The organism is Brevibacterium samyangense (assembly GCF_039529845.1).
Taxonomy (GTDB): domain Bacteria; phylum Actinomycetota; class Actinomycetes; order Actinomycetales; family Brevibacteriaceae; genus Brevibacterium; species Brevibacterium samyangense.
Window position 1 is genome coordinate 6,414 of sequence record NZ_BAAANO010000025.1, and the last position, 26,744, is coordinate 33,157.

The 26,744-nt window shown below is 70.0% G+C and carries 23 protein-coding genes and 1 pseudogene; 17 read left to right on the forward strand and 7 right to left on the reverse strand.

All coding sequences use genetic code 11. The features are described from left to right. A pseudogene (locus ABD172_RS12440) lies at window positions 1-699 on the forward strand (ISL3 family transposase); the annotation flags it as partial. Between the two features lie 234 nt (window positions 700-933). Here the strand turns inward: ABD172_RS12440 and ABD172_RS12445 are convergent. Beyond that, entirely contained in the window at window positions 934-2,316 is a 1,383-nt protein-coding gene (locus ABD172_RS12445; protein WP_344310091.1) for a chromate transporter, read from the reverse strand. On the opposite strand from ABD172_RS12445, the gene ABD172_RS12450 reads away from it, so the two are divergent. Continuing rightward, window positions 2,315-2,836: an acyl-CoA thioesterase gene (locus ABD172_RS12450; RefSeq protein ID WP_344310093.1), complete on the forward strand. Its 522-nt coding sequence runs from the start codon at window positions 2,315-2,317 to the stop codon at window positions 2,834-2,836. The two genes, ABD172_RS12445 and ABD172_RS12450, sit on opposite strands and share 2 nt — an antisense overlap. 52 nt (window positions 2,837-2,888) lie before the next feature. Here the strand turns inward: ABD172_RS12450 and ABD172_RS12455 are convergent, their stop codons facing one another. Both ABD172_RS12455 and ABD172_RS12460 read right to left on the reverse strand, forming a co-directional pair. After that, on the reverse strand, window positions 2,889-3,809 hold the full coding sequence (locus ABD172_RS12455) for a DMT family transporter (RefSeq protein WP_344310095.1): 921 nt from the start codon (window positions 3,807-3,809) through the stop codon (window positions 2,889-2,891). A gap of 66 nt (window positions 3,810-3,875) precedes the next feature. After that, the gene (locus ABD172_RS12460) at window positions 3,876-5,618 is read right to left on the reverse strand and encodes a glycosyltransferase family 2 protein (RefSeq protein WP_344310097.1); all 1,743 of its coding nucleotides are present in this window, start codon (window positions 5,616-5,618) and stop codon (window positions 3,876-3,878) included. A 138-nt stretch (window positions 5,619-5,756) separates the two neighbouring features. Between ABD172_RS12460 and ABD172_RS12465 the strand changes: the two genes are divergently transcribed. Beyond that, complete coding sequence (locus ABD172_RS12465; protein ID WP_344310098.1) at window positions 5,757-6,710, forward strand: SCO6745 family protein; 954 nt, start codon at window positions 5,757-5,759, stop codon at window positions 6,708-6,710. 63 nt (window positions 6,711-6,773) lie between these two features. Here the strand turns inward: ABD172_RS12465 and orn are convergent, their stop codons facing one another. After that, window positions 6,774-7,343 carry an oligoribonuclease gene (gene orn / locus ABD172_RS12470; protein WP_425546687.1) on the reverse strand — a complete coding sequence of 190 codons (570 nt, stop codon included), beginning with the start codon at window positions 7,341-7,343 and terminating at the stop codon, window positions 6,774-6,776. Between the two features lie 360 nt (window positions 7,344-7,703). Between orn and ABD172_RS12475 the strand changes: the two genes are divergently transcribed. The 12 genes from ABD172_RS12475 to ABD172_RS12530 all read left to right on the forward strand — a co-directional run bounded on the left by ABD172_RS12475 (window position 7,704) and on the right by ABD172_RS12530 (window position 22,400). Then, window positions 7,704-9,356, forward strand: coding sequence for a hypothetical protein (locus ABD172_RS12475; protein ID WP_344310102.1), 1,653 nt, complete (start codon window positions 7,704-7,706; stop codon window positions 9,354-9,356). Window positions 9,357-9,398: 42 nt separating this feature from the next. Beyond that, the gene (locus tag ABD172_RS12480; RefSeq protein ID WP_344310103.1) at window positions 9,399-10,358 is read left to right on the forward strand and encodes a tetratricopeptide repeat protein; all 960 of its coding nucleotides are present in this window, start codon (window positions 9,399-9,401) and stop codon (window positions 10,356-10,358) included. A gap of 23 nt (window positions 10,359-10,381) precedes the next feature. Continuing rightward, on the forward strand, window positions 10,382-12,106 hold the full coding sequence (locus ABD172_RS12485; protein WP_344310105.1) for a DUF8094 domain-containing protein: 1,725 nt from the start codon (window positions 10,382-10,384) through the stop codon (window positions 12,104-12,106). Window positions 12,107-12,132: 26 nt separating this feature from the next. Then, window positions 12,133-12,483 (forward strand): hypothetical protein, encoded by a 351-nt coding sequence (locus ABD172_RS12490; RefSeq protein WP_344310107.1) that lies wholly within the window; start codon window positions 12,133-12,135, stop codon window positions 12,481-12,483. A gap of 8 nt (window positions 12,484-12,491) precedes the next feature. Next, complete coding sequence (locus tag ABD172_RS12495; RefSeq protein ID WP_344310109.1) at window positions 12,492-12,995, forward strand: hypothetical protein; 504 nt, start codon at window positions 12,492-12,494, stop codon at window positions 12,993-12,995. A gap of 176 nt (window positions 12,996-13,171) precedes the next feature. Next, window positions 13,172-14,455 carry a cysteine desulfurase family protein gene (locus tag ABD172_RS12500; RefSeq protein ID WP_425546684.1) on the forward strand — a complete coding sequence of 428 codons (1,284 nt, stop codon included), beginning with the start codon at window positions 13,172-13,174 and terminating at the stop codon, window positions 14,453-14,455. Next, the gene (gene mnmA, locus ABD172_RS12505; RefSeq protein WP_344310111.1) at window positions 14,452-15,627 is read left to right on the forward strand and encodes a tRNA 2-thiouridine(34) synthase MnmA; all 1,176 of its coding nucleotides are present in this window, start codon (window positions 14,452-14,454) and stop codon (window positions 15,625-15,627) included. The genes ABD172_RS12500 and mnmA overlap by 4 nt, the downstream gene beginning before the upstream one ends. 56 nt (window positions 15,628-15,683) lie before the next feature. Beyond that, a complete protein-coding gene (locus ABD172_RS12510; protein WP_344310112.1) occupies window positions 15,684-17,714 on the forward strand; it encodes a prolyl oligopeptidase family serine peptidase in 2,031 nt (676 codons plus the stop codon). Beyond that, window positions 17,711-18,850 carry a hypothetical protein gene (locus ABD172_RS12515; RefSeq protein WP_344310114.1) on the forward strand — a complete coding sequence of 380 codons (1,140 nt, stop codon included), beginning with the start codon at window positions 17,711-17,713 and terminating at the stop codon, window positions 18,848-18,850. Before ABD172_RS12510 ends, ABD172_RS12515 begins: the two co-directional genes overlap by 4 nt. Continuing rightward, window positions 18,847-21,054, forward strand: a complete 2,208-nt coding sequence (ligA, locus tag ABD172_RS12520) for an NAD-dependent DNA ligase LigA (RefSeq protein ID WP_344310116.1) — start codon at window positions 18,847-18,849, stop codon at window positions 21,052-21,054. Before ABD172_RS12515 ends, ligA begins: the two co-directional genes overlap by 4 nt. A gap of 126 nt (window positions 21,055-21,180) precedes the next feature. Beyond that, window positions 21,181-21,621 (forward strand): hypothetical protein, encoded by a 441-nt coding sequence (locus ABD172_RS12525; protein WP_344310118.1) that lies wholly within the window; start codon window positions 21,181-21,183, stop codon window positions 21,619-21,621. A 59-nt stretch (window positions 21,622-21,680) separates the two neighbouring features. Beyond that, complete coding sequence (locus ABD172_RS12530; RefSeq protein WP_344310120.1) at window positions 21,681-22,400, forward strand: class I SAM-dependent methyltransferase; 720 nt, start codon at window positions 21,681-21,683, stop codon at window positions 22,398-22,400. Between the two features lie 113 nt (window positions 22,401-22,513). On the opposite strand, the gene ABD172_RS12535 is transcribed toward ABD172_RS12530, so the two are convergent. Then, entirely contained in the window at window positions 22,514-22,699 is a 186-nt protein-coding gene (locus ABD172_RS12535; RefSeq protein ID WP_344310122.1) for a hypothetical protein, read from the reverse strand. A 383-nt stretch (window positions 22,700-23,082) separates the two neighbouring features. Next, window positions 23,083-23,394, reverse strand: coding sequence for a hypothetical protein (locus tag ABD172_RS12540; protein WP_344310124.1), 312 nt, complete (start codon window positions 23,392-23,394; stop codon window positions 23,083-23,085). A 120-nt stretch (window positions 23,395-23,514) separates the two neighbouring features. Between ABD172_RS12540 and ABD172_RS12545 the strand changes: the two genes are divergently transcribed. Further along, window positions 23,515-24,495 (forward strand): LysR family transcriptional regulator, encoded by a 981-nt coding sequence (locus ABD172_RS12545; protein WP_344310126.1) that lies wholly within the window; start codon window positions 23,515-23,517, stop codon window positions 24,493-24,495. A gap of 1 nt (window position 24,496) precedes the next feature. Further along, the gene (locus tag ABD172_RS12550) at window positions 24,497-25,030 is read left to right on the forward strand and encodes a GNAT family N-acetyltransferase (RefSeq protein WP_344310128.1); all 534 of its coding nucleotides are present in this window, start codon (window positions 24,497-24,499) and stop codon (window positions 25,028-25,030) included. A gap of 90 nt (window positions 25,031-25,120) precedes the next feature. On the opposite strand, the gene ABD172_RS12555 is transcribed toward ABD172_RS12550, so the two are convergent. Next, window positions 25,121-26,743: a solute symporter family protein gene (locus ABD172_RS12555; RefSeq protein ID WP_425546688.1), complete on the reverse strand. Its 1,623-nt coding sequence runs from the start codon at window positions 26,741-26,743 to the stop codon at window positions 25,121-25,123. Window position 26,744 lies beyond the last annotated feature (1 nt).

The following is a 26,744-nucleotide window of genomic DNA, read 5'->3' on the forward strand; positions in this document are numbered from 1 at the left end:
GAAGGTCGGTCGAAGAAGGCGTTCAAGGACTGGCTGGCCGAGCGGGACCAGGCTTGGCGCGATGGGATCGAGGTCGTGGCCATGGATGGGTTCGCGGGCTTCAAGACCGCCACCACCGAGGAGCTGCCGGACGCCGTCACGGTTATGGATGCCTTCCACGTCATCCGGTTGGCCGGGGACGCTCTCGATGAGTGCCGCCGCCGAGTCCAGCAGGAACTGCACGGATAACGCGGACGCAAGGGCGACCCGCTCTACACCGCGCGGCGGACCCTGCACACCGGGGCTGACCTGCTCACCGACCGCCAGCACGAGCGCCTTGACAAGCTCTTCGCTGGGGACCGGCACGTGCAAGTCGAGTGCACCTGGGGGATCTACCAGCGCATGATCTCCGCCTACCGTCACCCCGACCGGGCAGCCGGCCGCGTCGAGATGAGCTCCGTGATCGACGCCCTCGCCGACAGTGTGCCTGAGGCGTTGGTAGAACTGCGCAAGCTCGGCCGCACCCTGACCAGACGCGCCTGCGACGTCCTGGCCCACTTCGACCGGCCGCGCACGAGCAACGGACCTACCGAAGCCGTGAACGGTCGCCTCGAGCACCTGCGTGGCCTGGCCCTCGGCTTCCGCAACCTCACCAACTACATCGCCCGCGCACTCCTCGAAACCGGCGGATTCAGACTACACCTACACCCCGAATTGTGAAGAGCCACAAAAGGACGCTCTCGGTTCGGCGGCTGAGGTGGTGACCATCGTTGATCTATTGGCGCCTCGAGAAGTACAGGGACCCTGGAATCGTTTGTGGGGTCTGGGGACGAAACGACCGTCGCCGACCCTCGCGTCGCGGCCACGTGCACCACGAGCTCGCAGAACCCGCCGTTCGGACCGTGAACCCGTAGTTCAGAACGTGAACTCGCCGTTCAGACGAGAACCCGCCGCTCAGAACGCGAACGCGCCGACCACGCCGGCGGCGATGACGACCGACCACGCCGGGAGCTTCCACACGACGAGCGCGACGAAACACACCGCGGCCACACACAATGTGCCGACACCGAGAATCCCTGTCGTGAACACCGGGTTCCACAGTGCCGCGGCGAGGATCCCGACGACCGCCGCGTTCGCCCCGACCATCGCGCGCCGGATCCCCGGCCGTGTCCGCACCTGCTCCCAGAACGGCAGCACCCCGAGGACGAGCAGCGCCGCCGGCAGGAAGACGGCGAGCAGCGCGAGCAGACCACCGAACACCCCACCCGGACCGGCTGCATCGACGACGCCGAGGAACGCCGCGAAGGTGAACAACGGCCCCGGCACCGCCTGCGCTGCGCCGTATCCGGCCAGGAAGTCGGCGGCCCCGACTGTCCCCGCGCCGACGGTGCCTCCCTCGAGGAGCGGCAGCACGACGTGCCCGCCACCGAACACGAGCGACCCGGCCCGGTAGTACGTGTCGAGGAACCCGAACCCGGGTACGCCGGCGGCCGCCCCGATCGGCAGGCCGACGAGGACGAGAACGAACAGCGCGAGCGCGCCGAGCGCGACTCCCCGTGATGAGCGCGCGGACGCCGGCCGTCCCGAGTCGTCCGGCCCACCGACGGCACGGTCCCCTCCGGAGCCGACGCCACCGTTTCCTCCCGAGGGGCCGTCCCCTCCCGAGCCACCGTCCGAACCACGCGGCGCCTCGGGTGCGTCGGAAGTCGACGCCACCCCCTGCCGGCGGTGGATCGCCGAGGCGAGGGCGGCTCCCAGCAGAATCGCCCCGACCGGCGCGAGGGTGTGGGGGACGAGCGTCACGAGGACGAAGGCGCCGACCGCGATCGCGGCCGTGAGGCGACCGGAGGCGAGGTTCCCCGCCATCCCGAGGACGGCCTGGGCGACCACCGCGACGACCGCGCATCCGAGACCGATGATCCACCCCGCCGGTTCACCGCCCGCGAGTGCCGGCCCACCGAGGGCCCCGAAAACGAACGCGAAGACCGCCAGCGCGACGGCCGAGGGGAGGGTGAACGCGAGCCACGCGAGGAACATCCCCAGGTGTCCTGCCCGGCGCAGCCCGACGGCCATCCCCACCTGCGAGGACGCGGGTCCGGGGAGGAACTGGCAGAGCGCGACGAGATCCGCGTACTCCTCCTCGGTCATCCAACGGCGCCGGAGGACGAACTCCTCGCGGAAGTACCCGAGGTGGGCGACCGGACCCCCGAAGGACGTGAGACCGAGGCGGGTGAAGACGAGGAGGACCTCGAGCGCGGCATGCATTCCACGATGATGACCGAACTTGGTGACGAGGTCGAGGACGACACATGAACGATCACCTACTGTGGGCCTCATGACATCCACAGATCTCACATCGCGCGCGCAGGAGCCGACCGCAACGAACGACACGAATGCCACCCCGCAGACCACCCCGGAAGCCACGACAGCCGGGTCCGCGACGGTCCAGGACCCGAGCAGGGTCACCGTCCCGCTGCGGTGGCGGGACCTCGACGCGCAGGGCCACGTGTACAACGGCGCCTACCTCACGCTCTTCGACGAGGCGAGGTCGGTCTACATCCGGCACGTCACCGGAACCGGGCCGGAGGTCGGCAGTGTCGTCGCGCGGATCGAGATCGACTACGTCTCCGAGATCGCGGCGGGAGTGCCGGCCGTGACGATCGAATCGGGGATCCTCGCTGTCGGCAACAAGAGCTTCCGCACCCTCGAGACGATGTACACCCCCGACGGCACCGTCGCCGCCCGGGTGCAGGCCGTCATGCTGCTGTGGGACAAGGAGGCCCGCGTGGCACTGCCCCTCACGGACGCACAGCGGGCGGGCCTGGAAGCGGCGCGGGTCGAGCAACCGAACGCATAACGGCGGAGGCACCCCACACCCGAGGCGCCCCGCACCCGTGGCGCCCCGCACCTCAGCCGGTCCGGCCCCCGGCGACGGGGGTCGGGGGCCCGGCCGGCGCCTCGGCGGTCTTCGGCTTCCGGGAGACGAGGACGACGCCTAGCACGATGACGACACCGCCGAGCATCTGCATGGGTGTGAGGACGTCCCCGAGGAACAGCCCCGCGAGGGCGGTGAAGAACGGCAGCAGGTTGAGGAAGACCCCGGCGCGGGCCGCACCCACGCCCTTCACGCCGATGTTCCACATGAGGTAGGAGAGCACCGAGGGGAAGAGGGCGATGAAGAGGACGCCCCACCACGTGGGTGCGTCGACGGGAGCCGAGGCGCCGCTGAGCAGCCCGGCAGGCACGAGGATCACCGAGGCGATGAGGGACTGGACGGCGGTGGCGGCGATCGGCGGGGACGACAGGAACCGGCCGGCGACCGTGTACGTCACCCAGGTGACGATCGCGCCGACCATGAGGAGCTCACCCGTGCCGAACCCGATGCTCGGGAGCGCGCCGCCTCCGAACCGCACGAGCACGAGGACGACACCGGCGAGGGAGAGCGCGAGGCCGAGGACCGCCACCGGCCGCATCCGCTCCCGCGCGATGAGGACGGCGACCCCGGCGATGAGGGCCGGGCACACCGCATTGAGCAGGCTCGCGGAGACCGGGGTCGTGTGGAGCAGGGCGAGATACGTGAACATGCCGTACCCGACGAGCCCGAGGACGGAGAGCCCGAGGAGTTTGGGCCATTCGGCGAGCACGGAGCGCCACCGAGGGCGTTCGACGAGTACGGCGATGACGAAGAGCGGCACCGTCGCGACGACCCAGCGCATCATCGTGAGGTAGAGCGGATCGACCTTCCCGGCCACGAGCCCACCGACGACGAAGTTCCCCGCCCAGAAGACGTTCGCCAGGACCAGGAACAGGTAGTTCTTCGCATCTCGCACGATCGGTACTGTACCGAGTGGCCGTGACGGTCCCCACACCCGGGGTCGGGCGCCCGCCGGATCGTCTCACCGTTCCCGGGAGTGCTCCACGGTCGATCCACGGTCGGACGGACGCGCATGCCCCCGCCCGATCCAGGCAGCACTCGTCGGGGCGTCGAGCGCGACGGCAGCCGCGCCGGGGACTCCGGCGGAAGCGGCGGTCATCTTCTCGGTGACGTCGAAACGCTCGCGGTACCTGCCGACGAGGAGTCGACCCTGCGAGTAGAGCGCGGTCGAGGCGTTGAATGTGAGGATCGTCGCCGGGTACAGCAACCACTGGAGATACATGAAGAGGTGCCGACGGCGCGAGTAGTAGACCGGCCGCGGCGGCAGCACGGCCCGGTACACGAGGATCGAGATGAGCAGGCTGATCATCGCGATCTGCTGCACGAGTCCGACGACGTACGGCATCTGCTCGATGAACGCGTCGGAACCACCGGTCGTGCGCATGACGAGGAACGGGATCCATCCGCCCATCGCGATGATGAGCGAGACGCACGCGAGCGAGATGTGCCCCTCGAGCAGGTTGAGGAACCGGAGGAACCCGGCCCAGAAAGGTGCGCGGCGGTGCCGGCCGAAGATCCCGGCGGCGACGAACGGGACGTCCGAGGCACCGTACGACCACCGGCTCAGCTGTGTGAACTGGGCCACGAGCGTGTCCTTCAGCCCTCCGGCCATGACCGCGTCCTGGTAGATCGGCACGTGGATGGGCACGACCCGGTAGTTCCCCCGGAAGTGGAAGTAGGAGCGCCAGTACTGGTGTCCGTCCTCGACGATCGTCCGTTTCGACCAGTACCCCATCTCCTCGAGCGCGTCGAGGGGCTGCGAGTGGGACGCGAAGTTCCGCAGAGCGAAGGGCCGCACCGTGCACGTGAGGTTCCAGAAGCAGTTCGCACTCGCGATGACGCGGGTGACGGCGGGCGCGTCCCAGATGTTCGTGATGTAGAGGGAGATCGGCTGGTACGCGGTGCGCTTGCGGTCGGGGCTCGCGATGTACTCGTACGCGACGTAGTCGAAGTAGCTGTCGTAGGGGTGGTTGTCGCAGTCGAGCGTCGTCACGAGGACGTGCTCGGGGGCGATTCCGTGCTCCTTCACCCAGCGGGAGACCGCGTGCCCCGCATACGTGATGTTCGATCCCTTGCCCGCGATCTCGTCCGGGAGGTCCGTGGGGTGCTCGACGATCTCGAACGCACCGAAGCGGTGCCCGTACTCGGCCCGCAGCCGGTGCGCCGTCTCCCGGATGCCGTCACCGCCGCGTTCCTCGTACGCGAAGAACACGAGGAGTTGTTCGCCGGGGGTCGTCGAGTACGCGAGGGAGCGGATCGTCGGTGCGATGACGTCGTAGGGCTCGTTGTACGCCGCGACGATCACCGCGTGGCGGAGATCGTTCGGGTGGAGGAAACGGTCTGGGTCCGCCTTCACCTCGTCGAGCAGTGCCCGGTGCCGGTGCACGCGGAAGGAGTGCGGGGGACTGGGCGGCACCCGACGCCCGTCGAGTGCGAGCCCGATGTCGACGAGGCGGGCGCTCCAGTCCACGCGGGACGAGGCACGGAACCGGGCGAAGCCGCGGGCCAGGTCGACCGAGCCACGGATCGCCCGGAAGAACATCACGCCGACGACGGCGAGCACGTAGTACGCGCCCAGGCGCGGATCGATGAAGGGGAGGACGAAGACGAGGACGAGCAGCGAGTAACTCACGACGGCGGGCAGCATCTCGAAGGCGCGGTAGAGCGGTGTGCGCGTGCCGCGCGGGATCTCGTTCTCGATCATGGTCCTCCTCGCCGAGCGGACGTATCGATCCATCGTTACCGAATCGATATAGCGCATGTGTGCACAGGAGGTGAATAGTTGACGCGTTCCGCGAGACATGTGATGTCACCCACCGTCCGGAAGGCGTATTCTCGCCCGATGGACAACTCACAACGGGGTGAGACCGGCCGTCGCCTGTTCCGCCACCTCGACACCGTGCACGCCGCGTCCTACTTCGCGCCCGAGGTCGCCGAGGCGCTCGCCGGCGTGGGCCTCGACCACCCGGCCGGGCAGTACCTGGCCTCCCGCACCGCCCCGCTCGGCGCGGTGCCGAGTGCCGTCGTCACCGCCACCTTCTACAACTTCGCTCCGGCTCACGTGGCGCGGCACGTGCCGGGGTGCTGGGACGTCGCGACGCCTCGGGAGATCCTCGACGCCCGCACCCGGGGTGTCGAAGCGCTCCTGGCCCGCCTGTTCGGGCCGGGGGAGAACGCCGCGGGTACGGACGGCGCGCGCTCCGCGGTCGTCGAGCGTTCCCTCACCGCCCGGGAGATCACCGCCCGACTCCAGCCGGTGCTCGACGAACTGCCCGACGACGGACGGCCCCTGTTCGCCGCGCACCGCAGCGCATTCGACGGGGGAGTGCTCACGGAGTCCCCGGACCTCCAGGCGTTCATGGATCTGTGGATCGGATGCACCCTCGTGCGCGAGTTCCGCGGGGACGGGCACATCGGCGCGCTCCTCTCCCACGGGCTCACGGGGCTCGAGGCGCTCGTGCTCCACTGCGCCACCGGTACCACCTTCACGCCCCGGGCTGCGCGGAGGTCGCGGGGCTGGACCGAGGAGGAGTGGGCGGACGCCGAGGACGCGCTGCGCGAACACGGGCTGCTCACCGGTTCCGGTGACGAGGCGCGGATCACCGACGCGGGGGCACGTCTGCGGGAGGAGATCGAAGCGGTGACGGACACCTCGAGCGCGCAGGTGTGGAAGGGGTTCGACGACGCCGCGCTCATGTCGCTCGCGTCGGCGGTGCGGGACCTCTCGCGGGTGGTCGTGAGTGCCGAGGCGTTCCCGGCGAAGGTGTTCCGTCCCGCCTCCGGCCGGGTGCGGTAGGACCGGGCGGGAGGCGGGAGGCGGGCGCGGGACCGTCCGGAGGAGGGACGCCGAGGCGCGGGCTCAGGCCCGGGCGGCGGTCACCTCGGCCGCGATCGCCATGGCCTCCTCGGAGGTCGGTCCCTCGTCCCCGCGGAACACCGCGGAACGGTAGTACGTGAGTTCGGCGATCGAGTCCTGGATGTCGCCGAGCGCGCGGTGACCGCCGGTCTTCGCCGGGGCGTGGAAGTAGGCGCGCGGGAACCAGCGCTTCGCGAGCTCCTTCACCGAGGACACGTCGATGATGCGGTAGTGGAGGTGCTCGACGAGCTCGGGCATCTGCTCGAGGAGGAACGCCTTGTCGGTGCCGACGGAGTTGCCGCCGAGCGGGGCCTTCTTCGCCTCGGGGACGTACTTCCTGATGTGGGCGAGGACCCGCTCCTGCGCCTCGGCGACCGTGAGGCCGGCATCGAGTTCGGTGATGAGGCCGGAGGTCGTGTGCATCTGCGTGACGAAGTCGTTCATGTTCGCCCGGGCGGCGTCCGAGGGGCGGATGACGACGTCGATCCCCTCGTCGAGGACGTTGAGGTCGAAGTCCGTGATGTGCACGGCCACCTCGATGAGTTCGTCGATCCCGAGCTCGAGCCCGGTCATTTCGCAGTCGATCCACACGATTCTGTCATTAGCCACGGCTCCGATCCTAGCGTCCGGGCATGCGGACAATCCCGGGGGAGTCGTGCCGGAAGCGGTGACCGGCCGATCGTGGCGGGCGTCACCGCGGTCCGGAGCGTACTGCCAGGGTCCTTCAGTAGGGTCGATTGCCGTTCGCCGCCGCGGACTTCCGGGGCTCCCGGGGCCGGAGCACGGTCTGTGTCCCCACCTGCGCCTATTCTGGTGGCAGTGGGTCGGTGGTGAACACGAATGCCATGGGCTCCGTGCCTGGCGTCCCACAGCGGGGCGGGAGGCCTGCAGGGTTCACGGCAGGGTCGATTGTCGGTTACGAAGGGAATGCGCGTGCGCTACATCTTCTCCGTTCTGTTCATCGTGGCCGGGCTGGTGCTCGGTGGACTGGGAGTACTCCAGAAGACGCTCTGGGCGCCGAGCGAGAACATCACGGCGAGCACCACGCTCGAGGATCCGGGGCCACTGCTCGTCGTGGACCCGGGCGTGCTCAATCTGTACGACACCCCCGCGAAGCTCACGATCGAGGGCGAGGGCGACCTCGTCATGGTCGAGCAGTCGAAGGAGTTCGTCGATGCCTGGGTCGGCGACACGACCCACACGAACATCACCGGCCTGTCCGGTGAGGGCGCGCTCGCCGCCGAACGCACCGACGGTGAACAGGCGACCGCTCCGAACCCCGCCACCGGTGACACGTGGAACTCCGTCACCACGGGTGAGGGAACCCTCGAACTCACCTGGGACGAGGATCCCGGACGCACGACCTTCCTCGTGGCGAGCGACGGCACGCAGCCGGCCGCCACCGACGTCACAGTCGAATGGCCCAATCACGCGGAGACGCCGTGGGCCCTCCCGCTCATCATCGGCGGCGCCGTGCTCGTCGTCATCGGCATCGTCCTCGCCGTCACCCGTTGGAGGCGCGGTCGCAAGGACCGGGCACGCCGTGAGGCCCGTGTCGAACGCCGCAAGAAGCTCGTCGAGACCGGGGCCGCCTTCGCCGTCGTCCCCGCCATCGCCCTCGCCGGATGCGCGCCGTCGCCCGAACTGCCGACGCCGCAGCCGGCCGCGGCCCCGAGCACGGCGCCGGCGTCCGTCACCGACGAACAGATCACGAAGATCCTCGAGGACACCGCGAAGGTCGTCGCCGACGCCGACGGGAAGACGGATGCGAAGGCCCTCGAGCCCCGCGCCGCCGGAGCCTTCGCCACTCAGCGGAACCTCGCCTACGAGGTGAAGAAGAAGTCCGAGGACTTCACCCTGCCGCCGGCCGTCGCCGACCAGGAGGTCCTCGTCAACTGGACGACACAGACGGACACCTGGCCGCGCATCACCTCCGTCGTCGCCTCCGACGAGGAGATCGGTCAGACCCAGTACCTCGTGTTCTCCCAGGAGGACGTCCGCGCGCCGTACAAGCTCGTCGCCCAGACCACCCTCGTGCCCGGGGTCGAGTTCCCGTCCGTCGCGGACGCCCGGGCCGGTGCGCTTCCGGTCGCCGGCGACTCCGAGGACTTCGTCCTCAAGCCGCAGGACATCACCGGTCGCTACGCCGACGTCCTCACCCACGGCGATCAGTCCAAGTTCGCCGGCGATTTCTCCGTCGACGCCCTTCGCCTGCGCCTCGCCGGTGAGCAGAAGAACCTCACGGATTCCCTCGCCTCCGGCAACGCGACCGTGGAGTTCTCCTACAGTGCGGACTCCAACGCGCTCGTCGTCCAGCAGACGGCGGACGGGGCCGCGATCGTCACGGGGGTCGTGGGCGGCACGACGACGATGACCCCGGAGAAGGAGGACGACCGCGTCGGCAAACTCAGCCTCACCTCTCCGATCAGCGACATCGTCGGGGAGACGGAGACCGAGCAGTCCGTCGAATCGACCCGCCAGATGCAGGTGACCTTCTTCGTCCCGAAGGCGGATGCCGCCGAGGACGCCCGGGCCGTCGAGCTCATCGGCGTCACGGATACGATGTCGGGCGCAGAGCTCAAGTAAGGTGCGCCACCTCCGCACAGCCGCACGTCGAAAGGACCACTGGTGACCACGCCGCAGGATTCCACACCCCAGGGACTCGACCTGTCCGCAGCCCGTTCGACCCGCACCGCCGCCGAGGCGCCCGCCGGCACCCGGCCGGACGTCGCCGGTGCCGGTGGGGGCGCCTCGGGTGGGCAGCCGCCGGAGAACACGGTGGCCGTCCCGTCGCTCGTGTTCGACGTGAACGAGGAGGCGTTCAACGACCTCGTCGCCCTGTCGAACGACGTGCCGGTCGTCGTCTCGCTCCTCACCGAGTGGAGTGAGCCGTCGAAGGACATGACCGCGATCCTCGAGTCGATCGCCACGTCCCTCGAGGGGCGGATCGTCGTCGCCCTCGTCGACATCGAGAAGAGCCCGCGGGTCGCGCAGCTCTTCCAGGCGCAGAGCGTCCCGACCTTCGTCGCGATCGTCAAGGGACAGCCGATCCCGCTGTTCCAGGGCACGATGGCCGAACCCCAGGTCCGGGAGTACGTGAGCCAGCTGCTCCAGGTGGCCGCGCAGGCCGGGGTGACGAAGACCGCCTTCGTCGGAGGGGCCGAGGAGGCGGCCCCGGCCGTCGCCCATCCGGAGGCCCTCGCCGCGATGGAGGCGGGCGACCTCGACACCGCCGCGGAGGTCTACCGCAAGGCCCTCGCGGAGGCCCCGGCGGACGCCGAGGCGAAGGTCGGCCTCGCCCGGGTGGGGCTCCTCTCCCGGGTCAAGGACATGGACGCGACGGCCGTCCGGGCAGCTGCCGCCGAGGACTCGAAGAATGTCGCGGCGGCCCTCGACGTCGCCGATCTCGACCTCGCCGGCGGTCATGTCGAGGACGCGTTCAATCGCCTTCTCACCGTGCTCACTCTCGTCGCCGGTGAGGACCGGGAGTCGCTCAGGGTCCGCCTGCTCGAACTCTTCGACGTGGTCGGCGCGGAGGACCCGCGGGTCGTCAAGGCCCGTGCCCGCCTCATGCGCGCCCTCTTCTGAACCGCCCGTCGTCAGGTTCCCTCGTGATTCGTCTGATCCTCGCCGCACTCGGCCTCGTCCTGGGGCTCGTCGCCGGCGGTCTCTCGGTCTCCGCCCTGTCCGTCGTCGGAACGGACGACGTCACGGAGACCGCTCCTCTGACCCTCGACTCGGCCGCCCACGGCATCGTGTTCAACCAGGGCCTGGTGCCGTTCGAGCAGACCACGGCGACGGTGCACGTGAAGGCACCCGAGGGAAATGAGGTGTTCCTCGGTACCGCGAACGGGGTGGACGCGACGAGCTACCTCACGGGCGTCGCCCACGAGGAGATCACCTCGGTCGAGTTCCCGCAGGCGCTCGGTCACCGCTTCGTCGCCGGCGACACGACGCCGAAGTCGAGCGCCCAGAGCCGTGACTGGTGGCTCGACACCTCGACCGGCCCCGAGGTCTCCACGACGTTCGAGGTCGGGCCCGACTCCCCGCAGAACATGGTCGTCGTGCTCCCGGCCGACATGACGTCGACTCTCGAGGGTGCGCAGGTCTGGGCGACGATGTCGACCGACGGCGTGTTCGGATTCTCGATCCTCGGACTCGCGATCGCGCTGCTGCTGATCGGGGTCGCGATCTTCCTGTTCCTCCACTGGCGGAACTCGCGCCCCGGCGTACGGCGTCGTAGGAGGGCGCGGGCCCGGGCCGCTGCCGAGGAGGGTGTCGGTGCGAGGTCGCCGGCCACCTCGGCGACAGCGGGGGTGCGTGGGCCCGGTCAGCGGGATCGCAGGTCGAGCGCGCGGCGCGGCCGTTCGTTCGCCGCGCTCGTCCTCGTTCCCGCGTTCGCGGTCGCCGGTTGCACGCCCCTGCCGGTGGCCCAGCCGCACACCCCGATCCTCACGCCCGCCGAACGCCCCGCGGTCCGGGAGGGTGAGGCCGCGGCATTCCTCGAACGCTACAACTGGGTACTCGACGAGGCCCTGAGCGGTGGGTCCTGGGACGTCGACACGACGATGTACGGACCGCTCCTCGAACGCACGCGGGCGGAGATGGCCATTGCGGAGGCCGGCGGGTCCGAGGCCAGTGCGGTGCCGTTCGCCCAGGTGTCCGCCGGTGGCCCGGTGTTCTCCGAGTACCCGATGTGGTTCTTCGCGTTCGCGGAGCCGACACCGGACTCCGAGAACGTCCAGGTCATGCTCGCGACCCGGGAGAGCGCCGCGGACGACTGGAAGGTGCCGCAGGCCCTCTTCATCCCGCGTGACCAGATGCCCGTGCTCCTCGCGGACGGGGCCGGTGGGGTGGAGCCCGCGCCGAAGAGCCACGTCGCGACCGCGGAGAAGGTGCGGGCACAGCTCGAGGAGTACCTCGAGACCGGCAAGGTCGCGGAGCTGGACGGGGTCACGATCGAGTACCCGACGAACGCGTTCACGAGCTTCCGCGAGTACGTCGAGGAGTTCACGGGCGAGGACTCGGACTTCGACAGCGTCGACGTGCAGTGCACGCCCTACGCCGGCTTCGACTTCTCGCAGTACGCCCTGTCGACGGAGTCCGGCTCCATCGCGGTGGGGGAGATGCGCTGTTCGATCACCTTCTCCGTGCTGCCGGATTTCGCCCTCGACCTCGGTGAGCAGATCGACGCGGTCATGACGACGGGTGACGAGGGGAACATCGTGACGATCAACACCTCGCTGCCCCTCTTCATCAACGTGGGATCCGATGACGTCGTCCGGGTGAGCAGCCCCGACTGGTTCCTCCTGTCGGCGGAGACGCGCGAGGGCTGAACGCTTCCGGCGCCTAGAATGGCGGGGTGCTTCCGTTCCTCACCTACACGTTCTTCGCGCTCTGTGTCGTCCTCGCGGGATGGGCTCTCGTCCTCACCCTCAGGAACCGGCCGGCCGGGCCGTGGATCCTCCTCGCGACGGCACTCCTCCTCGTCCTCCTGCTCGTCCAGGGAGTCGTCGGGATCGTCATGTGGGGAAGCTCGGGGAATACGGACGGGATCCTGTTCTTCGGTTATCTCCTCACCGCGATCGTGCTCCTGCCGCTCGCAGGCTTCTGGGCCTATGCCGAACTCAGCAGGTGGGGACCGGCCGTGCTCGCCGCCGCGGCCGTCACAGTCTTCGTCATGATCGAACGGATGGATCAGATTTGGGTATGAAGGACCGGATGCGGGACGCACACGAGTCCCGGACGCGCGGAGTGGGTTCGCCGGAGACCACCGCGCGGGAGTCCCGGAGCCCCGTGGCCCCGTCACCGCACGGCTACTCCGCGATGCGCACCGGCCCGGGGCGTCTGCTCGCCGCCGTCTACGGGTTCTTCGCACTCGCGGCCGGCATGCGTTCGGCCGTCCAGATCCCGCGCGAGTTCGACACCGCACCCGTGGCGCTCACGCTCTCGGGCGTCGCAGCCCTCGTCTATGTCCTCGCGACGGTGTGCCTCGTCGTGAGCAACCGCGTCACGCACCACGTGGCGGTCGCCTCGTGCGTCTTCGAACTCCTCGGCGTCCTCGTCGTCGGGTTCCTCAGCCTCACGCACCCGGAGATGTTCCGGGTCGACTCGGTGTGGTCGCTCTTCGGCATCGGGTACGGCTTCGTCCCGCTCGTGCTGCCGGTGCTCGGCCTGTGGTGGCTCCGGCACGTCTCCCGCGTCACCGCCGCCGAGGCGCACTGACGGATCCCTCCTGACAACGGTTTCGCCGAGAACGACGCATTCGGTTTCCTTCTCGCGGAACGGCAATGGATTCGGTTGCCGTGGGTGAAACCGTTGTCTTCTCGCGGTCGGAGGCTGTACCGATCGTGCGCAAGGTCTCCCGGCCGGCCGTGCGCGACCGGCGTAAAATGGTGCCGGTGCGTGCTTACTTCGATCACGCCGCGACCTCGCCCATGACCGACGAGGTGCTCGCGGCGTACACCGCGGAACTCACCCGGATCGGGAACCCCTCGTCGCTCCATGCCGAGGGGCAGGCCTCCCGTATGCGTATGGAGGCCGCCCGCGCGACACTCGCGGCCGCCGTCGGGGCCTCGACCCCGTCCGAGGTCGTCTTCACTTCCGGGGGCACCGAAGCCGACAACCTCGCCCTCAAGGGCATCTGGTGGGCCCGCAACGAGAGCGCCGCCGGAAGCCTCCCGCGTCCCCGCCTCCTCGTCTCGGAGATCGAGCACCACGCCGTTCTCGAGACCGCCGAATGGCTCGAGACCCGTGGTGCCGAGCTCGTGTGGCTCCCCGTCGACGCCGAGGGTGTCCTCGATCTCGCAGCCTTCGAACGCGCCCTCCTGACGGACCCGGAGCGCACCGCCCTCGTCTCCGTCATGTACGCGAACAACGAGATCGGCACGCTCCAGCCGATCGCCGAGGTCGTCTCCCTCGCACACGCCCACGGGGTGCCCGTCCACACGGACGCCGTGCAGGCCCTCGGACAGGTGCCCCTCGACTTCGCCGGCCTCGGGGTCGACGCGATGACGCTGTCCGCCCACAAGATCGGCGGCCCGGTCGGCGTCGGTGCCCTCGTCCTCGCCCGGGACCTCGCCCCCGTCCCCGTCCTCCACGGGGGCGGGCAGGAACGCAAGGTCCGCTCGGGCACCCTCGACGTGGCCGGGGCGACGGCCTTCGCGGAGGCGGCCCGGCTCGCGACGGAACGACTGCCGGAAGCCGCGGCGCGCCTCGGCGACCTGCGGGACCGGCTCATCGCCGGGATCGAGGCGGCCGTCCCGGACGCCGTCCTCTCGGGACCCCGAGGCGATCGCCGGCTGCCCGGGAACGTCCACTTCACCTTCCCCGGGGCGGAGGGCGACTCCATGCTCTTCCTCCTCGACGTCGCCGGATTCGCGACCTCGACCGGTTCCGCCTGCCAGGCCGGGGTCTCCCGGCCCAGCCACGTCCTCATGGCCTGCGGCCGCGACGAGGACACCGCCCGGTCCACCCAGCGGTTCACCCTCGGGTACGGCACGACCGAGGAGGAGATCGACGCTCTCGTCGCCGCCCTCCCGGACGTCGTCGCCCGGGCGCGGAGGGCCGGGATGGTCTCCGCGACGCCCGCCTGGATGTCCGACACCCCCGAGATGCCGACCGCATCTGCGTCCACCGCACCTCCGTCCACCGCGCACCCGACCCGAGAGGTCCCCCGCTCATGAAGATCCTCGCTGCCATGTCCGGCGGAGTGGACTCCGCCGTTGCCGCCGCCCGCGCTGTGGATGCCGGCCACGAGGTCGTCGGCGTCCACCTCGCGCTCTCCCGCATGCCCGGCACCCTCCGCACCGGTTCCCGCGGTTGCTGCACGATCGAGGACTCCCGCGACGCGCACATGGTCGCCGGGCTGCTCGGCATCCCGTTCTACGTGTGGGACTTCAGCGAGCGGTTCAAGGAGGACATCGTCGACGACTTCATCGCCGAGTACTCCCAGGGGCGCACCCCGAACCCGTGCATGCGCTGCAACGAACGCATCAAGTTCGCCGCGCTCCTCGACCGCGCCCTCGCCCTCGGCTTCGACGCCGTGGCGACCGGTCACTACGCGGAGATCGCGTTCGACGACCACGGGCACCCCGAACTCCACCGGGGCGTCGACATGAACAAGGACCAGAGCTATGTTCTCGGGGTCCTCACGGAGGACCAGCTGCGGCACTGCTACTTCCCGATCGGCGCCTCGGCGTCGAAGGCGGACGTGCGTGCGGAGGCCGAACGGCGCGGATTCCCGGTCGCGAACAAGCCGGACTCCTACGACATCTGCTTCATCCCCGACGGGGACACGAAGGCGTGGCTCGCGGACAAGATCCCGCTGCGGCCCGGCCTCATCCGTGACACCGAGGGAGAGGTCCTCGGGGAGCACGACGGCGCGACGACGTTCACGATCGGGCAGCGCAAGGGCCTGCGGATCGAACGGCCCGCGGCCGACGGGAAGCCCCGCTACGTCGTCGACGTCGACGCTCGCGAGAACGTCGTCACGGTCGGTCCGCGCGAGGCACTCACGGTCGACCACCTCGACGGGATCCGGACGACGTGGTGCGGCATCCCGCCGGAGGACATCGGGCTCGGTGAGGACGGCGCGATCGAGTGCGAGGTGCAGATCCGTGCACATGCGGACCCGGTCCCGGCGCGCGCCTGGTTGGGCGAGTACGTGAGCGAACCGCCCGCCTCCGAGTACAACGTCCCGACCCCGCGGCCGGCGGGGCAGATCATGCACGTCGACGTGCGCGAACCGCTCTCCGGCGTGGCCCCGGGGCAGACGATGGTCGTGTACCGCGGCACCCGAGTGCTCGGGCAGGCGACGATCGACCGCACCGAGCGGAAGCCCGTCGCGATCGGCTGAGCCCCGTGACTGCGCGACCGGGATGTGTGTCCGTCCCGGCGGATAGAGTTCTTCCCATGCGCACAGCCCCGTTCGGTTCCTGGGAATCCCCGGTCGACGCCCGTACCGTCGCGGCGGGCACCGAACCGGTCCACGACGCGTGTTTCCTCGGCGAGGACATCTGGTACCTCGCCCGGGTGAGTACCCTCGACGGGCGCAATGCGCTGTTCCGGGTTCCGGCCCCCGGCGGCGTGCCGACCCCCGGTTCCACTCCCGAGGCGCTCCTCCCTCCCGGTAGCAACGTCCGGTCCCGGGTCCACGAGTACGGAGGTCGCGCCTGGGCGGCGCGGCTCGAGGGCGACGTGCCCGTCGTGTACTGGGTGGAGGGAGCGGACCAGCGCATTCACCGGCTGCGCGTGGGCACGGGGGAGGCCCCGGCGGTCCTCACCCCGGACACCGGCGCGCGCGTCCGCTACGGCGACCTCGTGATGGCCGGCGGCCGGCTGCTCGCGGTCCGGGAGAGCCATGCCGAGGACGGGACGGTGAACCGCGCGATCGTCGAGGTGATCGACCGTGCGGAGGACGCCGGTCCCGGTGTCGCAGCTCCCGCCGTCGTCGAACTCGCCCGCGGACCCCATTTCCTCGCGTGGCCGCGGCTCTCTCCGGACGGGCGGCGCCTCGCGTTCATCGGGTGGGACCACCCGCACATGCCCTGGGACGAGACCGCCCTGTACGTCCGGGAACTCGACCGCGAAGACGCCCTCTCCGCGGTCCGCGTACTCGGCCGTCCGGAGGAGTCCCTGCTCCAGCCCGAATGGCTCTCGAACTCGCGGCTCGCGGTCCTCGGGGACCGATCGGGGCGCTGGGACCTGTACTGGTTGCGCGTCGAGGACTTCCTCGCCCGCGCCTCGGGTGATCCCGGTGCCGGGCCCGCGGAGGAGGAACTCGTGCTCCGTGCCGAGGGGGAGATCGGCGGACCGCTGTGGGCCCTCGGCGCCCGGTGGTACCTGCCGGTGCGGTCCGGACACGGCACCCGGATCCTCGCGGAGGACCGTCACGCCACGAGCACACTGCGCTGGGCGATCCCCGGTGGTGAGGTGCGCACCCTCGACTGTCCGCTCGCCACGTGTTCCCTGCAGGACCACCGGGACGGCACCGTGCTGCTCATCGGCGGGGGACCCGACCGGGTGTCCGGCCTCTACACGTTCCACGTGGCGAGCGGGGAACTCACGGAGGTGAAACTCGCGATCGACCCGTTCCCGGACGGGGCTCCCGTGTCCCCGGCGGAGGTCCGGGAGTTCGTCGACCCGGACACCGCGGAACTCGTCCACGCGGTCGTGTACCCGCCGCACAATCCCGCTTTCACCGCACCCGAGGGCGAACGCCCGCCCTATGTCGCGTTCGTCCACGGCGGGCCCACCGGGCAGGTCGTTCCCCAGGTGTCGCTCCACCACACGTACTTCACGAGCCGCGGAATCGGCGTCGTCGACGTCAACTACGGCGGTTCCACCGGTTTCGGGCGGGCCTACCGCGAACGCCTGCGCGGAGCGTGGGGGATCGTCGACGTCGCGGACACGGTGACCGTGCTCCGCGGCCTCGTCGCGGAGGGCGCGGCGGACCCGGACCGCCTCGCGATCTCCGGGGGTTCCGCCGGCGGGTGGACCGTTCTGGGTGCGCTCACCCGCACGGACACCTTCGCCTGTGGGACGTCCGCGTACGGGGTCGCGGAACTGAGCGTCTTCGTCACGGAGACCCACGACTTCGAATCGCACTACATCGAGGGCCTCGTCGGTGATCCCGCGGACGAGGAGCTCTACCACGACCGGGCGCCGCTGAGTCACCTCGAGGATCTCCGCGTGCCCGTTGCGGTGTTCCAGGGTGAACTCGATCCGATCGTGCCCCCGGCACAGGCGCGTCGTCTCATCGCCGCCCTCGAGGACCGCGGTGTGCCGTACACGAGCCTCTTCTTCCCGAACGAGTCCCACGGGTTCGTCCGCCCCGACAACGTCGTCCGGGCGCTCGAGGCCGAACTCGGGTTCTACGGACGAGTCCTCGGATTCGAGGTGCCGGGTGTGCCACCGGTCCGGATGCAGGGGAGAGGGCGATGACACAGCGGGGAACGACGACGGAAGGACGGCGTACGAACATGGTCGGAACGGGCGATCGCGCGGCGGAAACCGCACCCGGTGCCGCCGTCGAGTCGGTGCGAGCGACGACGACCGGCGTGTGGCCGGGGGAAGAACCCCGGCAGGCCGCCTCGGCGGGTTTCTCGGCACTCGCCGAGGCGTTCGTTCCCGTCCCTCTGGTGTCCACTCCCGCGCACGGCGGCACCCGCTGGGCCGCGGACCTCATGGGATTCGCCGTCCAGTTCCTCGAGGGGCTGCCGGTCGACCGGAGTTCCTTCGGATGGCGCCTCTCCCGCGGCACCGGTGCGGACCTCCGGATCGAACGCTCCCGATTCGGCCGGACCCTCGACGCGCTCGGGGAGTACGGCGAGGGCTTCACCGGGCGACTGCTCCTCACCCTGCCCGGGCCCTGGGAACTCGTCCACGCCCTCAGCCTGCCCGACGGCAATCGTGTCCTCGGTGATCACGGGGCGCGCCGGGACGTCGTACAGTCCTACGCCGCGGGAGTCGCGGAACTCCGGGTGCGCATGGCCCGGTTGTTCGACCGGCCCCCACGTGTCCGTCTCCTCGAGCGGCACCTCGATGCGATCCTCACCGGCGCCGTGCCCACGGTGTCCGGCTACGCGACTCTCCCTGCCGTCCCGGACGCCCACGTGACCGCCGCGCTGCAGTCCTTCCTCGCGCGCTCGGGCCCGGATACGCTCCTCGCCCTTCCCGCGCTCGGCGCGGTCGAACTCTCCGGGAAGCGGGTGACGCACCGGTCCCTGCTCGAGGCGACGGGCGCCTCGGCGGTGGAGATGCCGCTGCGGCGGCTGGACGCCCGGGGATGGGAGCAGTCCGCGGAGCTCGTCGAATCCGGGGCCGAGGTCTGGCTCGGTCTCCCGCCGGACGCCGGTGCACGGCCGGGGGACGTCCGCCGGTGGATCGCGGCGATCGAGGAGCCCTGGGCGCGGATCGGGATGGGCCGTGCGGGCCTGCGCGACTTCGGGATCACCACCGGCTGGGAGGCCCCGGACGCGCTGCCGCCGCTGCTGCCGGAGAGCGCGGATCCGAGCACCGCCGCCGGTCAGGGAGAATTGGCTGCACGAGTGGTACGTGCACTGAAGGAGTCGGAATGAGCGAGGAGCAGGTGACCGGGACGCAGGGGACCGGCGACACCCCGGACACGACCGGGACACCGGAGGACCGGGCGGCCCGTGTCGCACGTCTGCGGGCGGCGATCGAGGAACACCGGGACGCGTACTACCGGCGTGACGCCCCCACCGTCTCCGATGCGGAGTACGACGCGCTCGTCCACGAACTCGAAGCGCTCGAGGAGCAGTTCCCCGAACTCCAGGAACCCGATTCCCCCACGCAGACCGTCGGCGGCGCAGCCGACACGCGGACCTTCGACCCCGTCGTCCACACCGCACGCATGTACTCCCTCGACAACGTGTTCTCGCACGAGGAACTCGACGAGTGGTTCCTGCGGACGGGGAAGTCCGTGGGCCGGGAGGTCGCCTATCTGTGCGAGCTCAAGATCGACGGGCTCGCGGTCAACCTCCTCTACCGGGACGGGGAACTCGTGCGGGCCGCCACGCGCGGCGACGGTCGGGTGGGCGAGGACATCACCGCGAATGTGCGGACCATCGCCGACATCCCCGAACGCCTCGACACGGACGCGCCCCCTGCCGAGGTCGAGATCCGGGGCGAGGTCTTCTTCCCGGTCGAGGCCTTCGGCGACCTCAACGCCTCCCTCGTCGAGGCGGGCAAACCACCCTTCGCGAACCCCCGGAACGCCGCTGCCGGCTCGCTGCGGCAGAAGGACCCCTCGGTCACCGCGCGCCGGCCGCTCCACATGCTCGTCCACGGCATCGCCGCCTGGACCCCCGCCCCGGGAGCGGACCCCGAACCGGCGGCCCAGTCCGAGGTCTACGAGCTCCTCCGCGGTTGGGGGATGCCGATCAGTGAGTACTACGCGGTCAAGCACACCCCGGAGGAGGTCCACGCCTTCATCGATCACTACGGGGAACATCGGCACTCGGTGATCCACGAGATCGACGGGATCGTCGTCAAGGTCGACGACATCGCCACGCAGGAGGACCTCGGATACACCTCGCGGGCACCGCGGTGGGCGACGGCGTTCAAGTACCCGCCGGAGGAGGTGACGACGAAGCTCCTCGACATCCAGGTGCAGGTGGGACGTACCGGTCGGGTCACCCCCTTCGCGGTGATGGAACCCGTTCTCGTCGCCGGCTCCACCGTCGAACGCGCCACTCTCCACAACGCCCACGAGGTGAAGCGCAAGGGCGTCCTCATCGGCGACACCGTCGTCCTCCGGAAGGCCGGGGACGTCATCCCCGAGGTGCTCGGGCCCGTCGTGGCGAACCGCGACGGTTCCGAACAGGAGTTCGTCATGCCGAGCACGTGCCCGGCCTGCGGCGCCGAACTGTACGAGCAGAAGGAGGGCGACAAGGACCTCCGGTGTCCGAACGCACGCTCGTGCCCGGCCCAGTTGCGCAACCGCGTGTACTACCTCGCGTCCCGCGGGGCGTTCGACATCGAGGCCCTCGGCGAGGAGGCGGCGACCGCGCTCACCGCACCGCTCGAACCCGAGCTGCCGCCGCTCACGACCGAGGCCGACCTCTTCGACCTGCGGCCGGAGGACCTCGCGGACGTCGTCATCGAACGGCCCGAGAGGAAGAAGGGTGTCCTCACGGGGCGGATGGAGAAGGTCGCCTACTTCTACACGAAGGCGACCGCGAAGACCCCGAGCCGCCCGCGGAAGAACACGCTCACGATGTTCGAGGAGATCGAGAAGGCGAAGTCCCAACCGCTGTGGAGGGTCCTCGTCGCGCTCTCGATCCGTCACGTCGGCCCCACCGCGGCCCGCGCGCTCGCGGGCCACTTCCGGTCGATGGACGCGATCCGGGCGGCCTCCGTCGAGGAGCTCGCGGAGGTCGAAGGAGTGGGCACGATCATCGCGGAATCCCTCACCGCGTGGTTCGAGGTCGACTGGCACCGCGAGATCGTCGAGAAATGGGCCGCGGCCGGTGTCCGGATGGAGGACGAGGCGCCGGAGGACTCAGGAGTCCCGCAGACTCTCGAAGGCCTCACGATCGTCGCGACGGGATCGCTCCAGCACTACACTCGGGATGGGATCAAGGAAGCGATCACGGCGGCCGGCGGCAAGGCGGCGGGATCCGTCTCGAAGAAGACCGACTACCTCGTGGCCGGGGAGAACGCCGGCTCGAAACTCGACAAGGCGGAGTCGCTCGGCGTGCCCGTGCTCGATGAGGACACCTTCACCCGACTCCTCCAGGAAGGACCGGAGGCACTGTGACGTACGGAGACCAGTGCCACCCCGGTGGGCAGAACCCGGGACAGCAGGTTCCGGGACAGCAGAACCCGGGTCCGGTGTCCGGACAGCAGCCCGGGCCAGTACGCGCAGTCCGGACCCTCCGGGTACGTGCAGCCGGCTGCGGGGGCGACACCGTGGTTCCTCGGACTCGTGGGTGCGTACGTGCCCGTTCTCGGCACACTCGTGCTCGCCGTGATCGGGCTCGTCGGGAAGAAACCCGAAGGACCGATGTGGCCAGCCGAGTCCCTCGCCCGGTGGCGCAACGGATGGAACTGGAACATCTCCTGCGGTATCTACACGCTGATCGCCGCGGTCATCGGTGTGATCGGCATCGTGCTCATGGTGAACGGTGACGCCGACGGCAACGGAGGGGTCTCCTTCGGGGAGTCGCCCGCCGCGTCGGTCGGCATCGTTCTGTGGGCCTCGGCATGCATCTTCGTCTTCCTGCTCTGCCAGGTGCAGTTCTGGGTCGCGATCGTCTGCGGCATCCGGGCGAACACGCGGAAGCCCACCCGCATGTGGCCGACGTTCCCGGCGAGGAAGCCCTGACCGAGCCGGGACCCTGCACGTCCGCCGGTCCCCACTCCTCGACACCCGAGAGGCCCCGCATGTCCGACCACGCACACGGAGCACACGAGCACGCCGGGTTTCCCGACCCGCACACGGATCCGAAGGAGTTCTGGGAGGAACGGTACGGGTCCGGCACTCCGGTGTGGTCCGGGAAAGTGAACACAGCGCTCGAGTCCGTCGCACGCGAGCTCACCCCGGGTACCGCCCTCGACCTCGGATCGGGCGAGGGAGGAGACGTCCTCTGGCTCGCCTCGCAGGGGTGGACGGCGACGGGCTACGACCTCTCCGAGAACGCCGTCGCGCTCGCCCGGGCCGCCGCACGCACCGCGGAGGCCGCCGGGACGGTACCGGCCGACCGGGCATTCTTCGAGATCGTCGATCTATCGGAGTGGGCGGCGGGAACCTCTGCGGGGGACGTTCCCGCGGGAGATCGTTTCGACCTCGTCACGGCCTCGTTCCTCCAGTCGCCCGTCGTGCTCGCCCGCACGGAGGTCCTCCGAGCGGCCGCCGCGCACGTCGCCCCCGGCGGGCATCTGTGCGTCGTCGCGCACGCGGAACCGCCGCAGTGGGTACGGCCGGAGGCGATGAGCGCGCACCAGGAGTTCCCGACTCCGGAGTCCGACCTCGCCGCGCTCGCGCTCGACCGCGAGGGGTGGACCGTGGAGATCGCCGAAGTGCGCACCCGCGAAGGCCTCGCCCCGACGGGGGAACCGACCGTATGGAAGGACTCCGTCGTCCTCGTTCGCCGCAACGCCTGACTCCTTTCACGCACAGCAGCACTTTGCCCCGGGACACAGGGTTCGTTCCCTGTGTCCCGGGGCAGAGTGCTGCTGTCGGACGTGCACGCGGGCGCGTGCGGCTGCGCCTCGGGTCAGACGCGCGCGATGCCGGCGGCGTCGAAGCCGCGGTGCACGGTCGCGAGGAATCCGTGGAAACCGGTGCCGCGATCGGCGACGTTGAACTGCGCGTCGGTGACGAAACGACCGATCGCGTAGTAGCCCGCCACGATGGCGACGGCGATGAGAGCGAGGAACAGAACTGCTGCGAACGTGCTCATGACGAGCTCCTTCCGGAAGTGTGGATGTCGGCGGGTCCCAGTACCTACCGCGTCCTGCGGATGGAACCTCGTGCACCATCGTGCGGCCGCGGGGCCGTTCGTTTCCACCGCACGGACCTGTACAACCGTGCAGCTGACCTGCACAGGGTCCGTGCTGATGTGAACGCGGGTCGAACGGCCGGTATTCCGGGCGGAGAACGCTGTCATTCCGTGGCCCGGGTCACCGGAATCGGAGTGTTCGGTGGACTCGGACCCCCGGCCGGCCACTCGGAGCGTGCGGCCGGGTGAGGAAGATCACCCTGCCTCCCTCGGGCCCGTCGTCCCTGCGCGTCCCGTGCACCCGCCGGGACGGGAGGGCAGATGTGCCCGAGGGCGCGGTCACGTCATGCCGGGCAGCGGTCCGCCTCGCCCGTGGCCGCATGTGCGTCCCGGCCCGGGCGCGCGGAGGTGGCGGCGCCACCGTCCCGGTCCGCTGCGTGCTGCGCGGCGGACGGCCGTTCCCGGCGGGTGAGTGCTGCGGAGAGGGCGAACGTCTCGGCGCCGCGGACGAGCGTGTGGAGGACGCCCCGGAGTCCGAGTTCGGCGAGCGGCACGCGCTCCCGCGCGGGTGTCTGGAGGCGACCGACGAGGAAGTACTCGAGGGTGATGGCGGATGCGAGGGCGAGGAGTGCGGTGAGGGCGACGACAGCGGACATGGAGGCTCCTTCGGGCAACTGGAGGGTGGGATGGATGCGTACCAGGATGCGCCGCTGCCACATTGCAGGAATAGCGCACAGGTCTTCACGCGTGAGCGCGTGAGCTTTACAGTGATATCCATGACCGACCTGACCCAGTTGCGTGCCTTCCGTTCGATCGTGTCCACCGGATCCGTCCGCGGTGCCGCGGACGCGCTCGGTTTCACCCCCTCGGCCGTGAGCCAGCAGCTCCGCGCGCTCGAGCGGGGCACCGGGCTCCAACTCTTCACCCGGGTCGGGCGGAGTCTCCGGGCGACCGAGGCGGCCCGCGACCTCCTGCCCCAGGTCGAAGCGGTCCTCGATGCGATGGCCGAACTCGAGGAGAAGGCCTCCGACCTGAGCGAGGGCCGGCGCGACACCCTTGCGATGAGTTATTTCGGGTCGACCGGTGTGCGGTGGGTTCCCGATGCCCTCGCGTTCCTCGAGTGGTTCCGGCCCGAACTCTCGGTGAGCGTCGTCATGGGCCAGGGCCGTGGTGATTTCCAGGCGAACGGGCCCGAGGTGCAGGTCGTCATCTCCGACACCGACCGGATCACGGTGCCGACGGGATGGACCGCCACCCATCTGCTGGCCGATCCCTACGTCGTCGCGCTCCCGGAGAACAATCCGCTCGCGCAGGAGGAGTCCGTCCGGATCCCCGACCTCGTACCCTTCGCCTGGGTCGACAACGAGGCCGGGGGAGGGCCGTGCGCCGACCGGCTGCACGCGGTGTGCGCGGCCGTGGGTGTCACGCCCCGCTTCCGCTACGGAGCGTACGACTACCAGACGGCGATGGAGATGGTCGACCGTGGCATGGGGGTCTCGATCCTCCCGCGCCTCGGCATCGTGCACATCCCCTCGGGTGTGCGTGTGCTGCCCATCGTCGATCCGGTACCACTGCGTCACATCCACCTCGTGGTCTCCGAACGGATCCCGGACGCGGAACTGCGCGAGCGCCTCGCCGAGTGTTTCCGCAACCTCGCCCGTGAGTCCGTCGAGGAGGACATCGCACGCCTCGGTTTCAGCGCCGGTGACGGCACCGGTGTTCTCGAGGTCGCCACGGGCCTCGAATCGGTGGCCTGAGATGGCAGGAGTCCCGCACTCCCCGGAGCTGTCCCTCCGTGGTGCTGCCGCCGCCGACCTGCCGGCAATCCGCGCGCTCGTGCGGAGTTCGTACGCGCTCTACGTCGAGCGCATCGGGAAGGAGCCGGCGCCCATGACGCACGACTACGCCCGTTCCCTCGCCCACGACCGGGTGTGGGTCGCCGAGGCGGTCCGCACCTCCCCGGCACCTGCGGGCGGCGCTCCCCGTTCCCCGGGACGGACCGGACTGCTCGGCCTCCTCATCACCGTCGACGCCGGGGACCACCTCCTTCTCGAGAACGTCGCGGTGGCCCCGGAGGCACAGGGGACCGGGCTCGGGCGGGTGCTCCTCGCACGGGCGGAGCAGGACGCGCGGGACCTCGGACACACCCGCATCGAGCTCTACACGAACGCCGCGATGACGGAGAACCTCGCGTACTACCCCCGGCGCGGGTACGTCGAGGTCGACCGGCGGACCGAGGACGGGTTCGAGCGCGTGTACTTCGTGAAAACACTCGTGCCCCGGGGAGCCTGAGCTCCTCGGGGCACGAACGGTGAGGGGGGCGGGATCCGCCGAGGCGCCTCGGCGGTTCCGGCGACAGCGGAGTCACCGGCGCCCGCCGGGTCAGTGGGCGACGGCGCCCTCGGCTCCGTGGCCGGTGAGGGAGCGGACCTCCATCTCCGCGGCGAGTTCCGGATCCTCCTTGCGGGACTCGGTGATCGACCCGAGCCACCCGAGAAGGAAGCCGAGCGGGATCGAGATGATGCCGGGGTTCTTGAGCGGGAAGATCGCGAAGTCGACGCCCGCACCGAGCATCGCCGTCTCGTTCCCGGAGAACACCGGGGAGAACACGATGAGGAGGACGCAGGAAGCGAGCCCTCCGTACATGCTCCACACCGCGCCGCGGGTCGTGAAGCCGCGCCAGTACAGCGAGTACACGATCGTCGGCAGGTTCGCGCTCGCGGCGACCGCGAACGCGAGGGCGACGAGGAACGCGATGTTCTGGCCCTGGACTCCGATGCCACCGACGATCGCGACGACACCGATGACGACGACCGTGCGCCGGGCGACCTTCATCTCCTCGGCCTGATCGGCCTTCCCCTTCTTGATGACCGAGTTGTAGATGTCATGGGCGAAGGACGCCGAGGCGGTGATCGCGAGGCCGGCGACGACCGCGAGGATCGTCGCGAACGCGACCGCACTGATGAAGCCGAGGAGGACCGGGCCACCGAGCGCGTTCGCGAGCAGCGGTGCGGCGGAGTTCACGCCACCGGGGGCGGCGGCGATCGCCTCGGGACCGACGAGCGCGGCGGCACCGTAACCGAGGACGAGGGTGAAGAGGTAGAAGATGCCGATGAGCCAGATCGCCCAGACGACGGACTTCCGAGCCTCCTTCGCGGTCGGAACCGTGTAGAAACGCATGAGCACGTGCGGCAGACCCGCGGTACCGAGGACGAGTGCGAGCGCGAGTGACACGAAGTCGATCGGCAGGGCCCCGTACTGGAGGCCGGGGGCGAGGATCGCCTCGGGCGGGGTGGAGGTCGAGGTCGCCACGGCACCCTCGAGCACCGAACCGAGGCTGAAGCCGTTGATCGCGAGGACCCAGGCCGTCATCGCGAACGCGCCGCCGATGAGGAGGACCGCCTTGATGATCTGCACCCAGGTCGTGCCCTTCATCCCGCCCACGAGGACGTAGAGGATCATGAGGGCGCCGACGACCGCGACGACGACCGACTGGCCGACCTGCGAATCGATACCGAGCAGCAGGGACACGAGTCCACCGGCGCCGGCCATCTGCGCGAGGAGGTAGAAGAAGCACACCGCGAGCGTCGAGATCGCTGCGGCCATGCGGACCGGGCGCTGGCGGAGGCGGAAGGAGAGTACGTCCGCCATCGTGAACTTGCCGGTGTTGCGCATGAGCTCGGCGACGAGGAGGAGTGCGACGAGCCAGGCGACGAGGAATCCGATGGAGTAGAGGAATCCGTCGTAGCCGTTCACCGCGATCGCCCCGACGATGCCGAGGAACGAAGCGGCTGACAGGTAGTCGCCACTGATCGCGAAGCCGTTCTGGGTCCCGCTGAAGGACCGGCCGCCCGCGTAGTAGTCCGCGGCGGACTTGTTGTTCCGGCTCGCCCGGAACACGATCACCATCGTCACGGCGACGAAGGCGCCGAAGATCGCGATGTTGAGGACGGGGTTGTTCTCGGCCGTCGCCGGCTGCGCGAGCAGTTGCGCGGCATGGAGCATC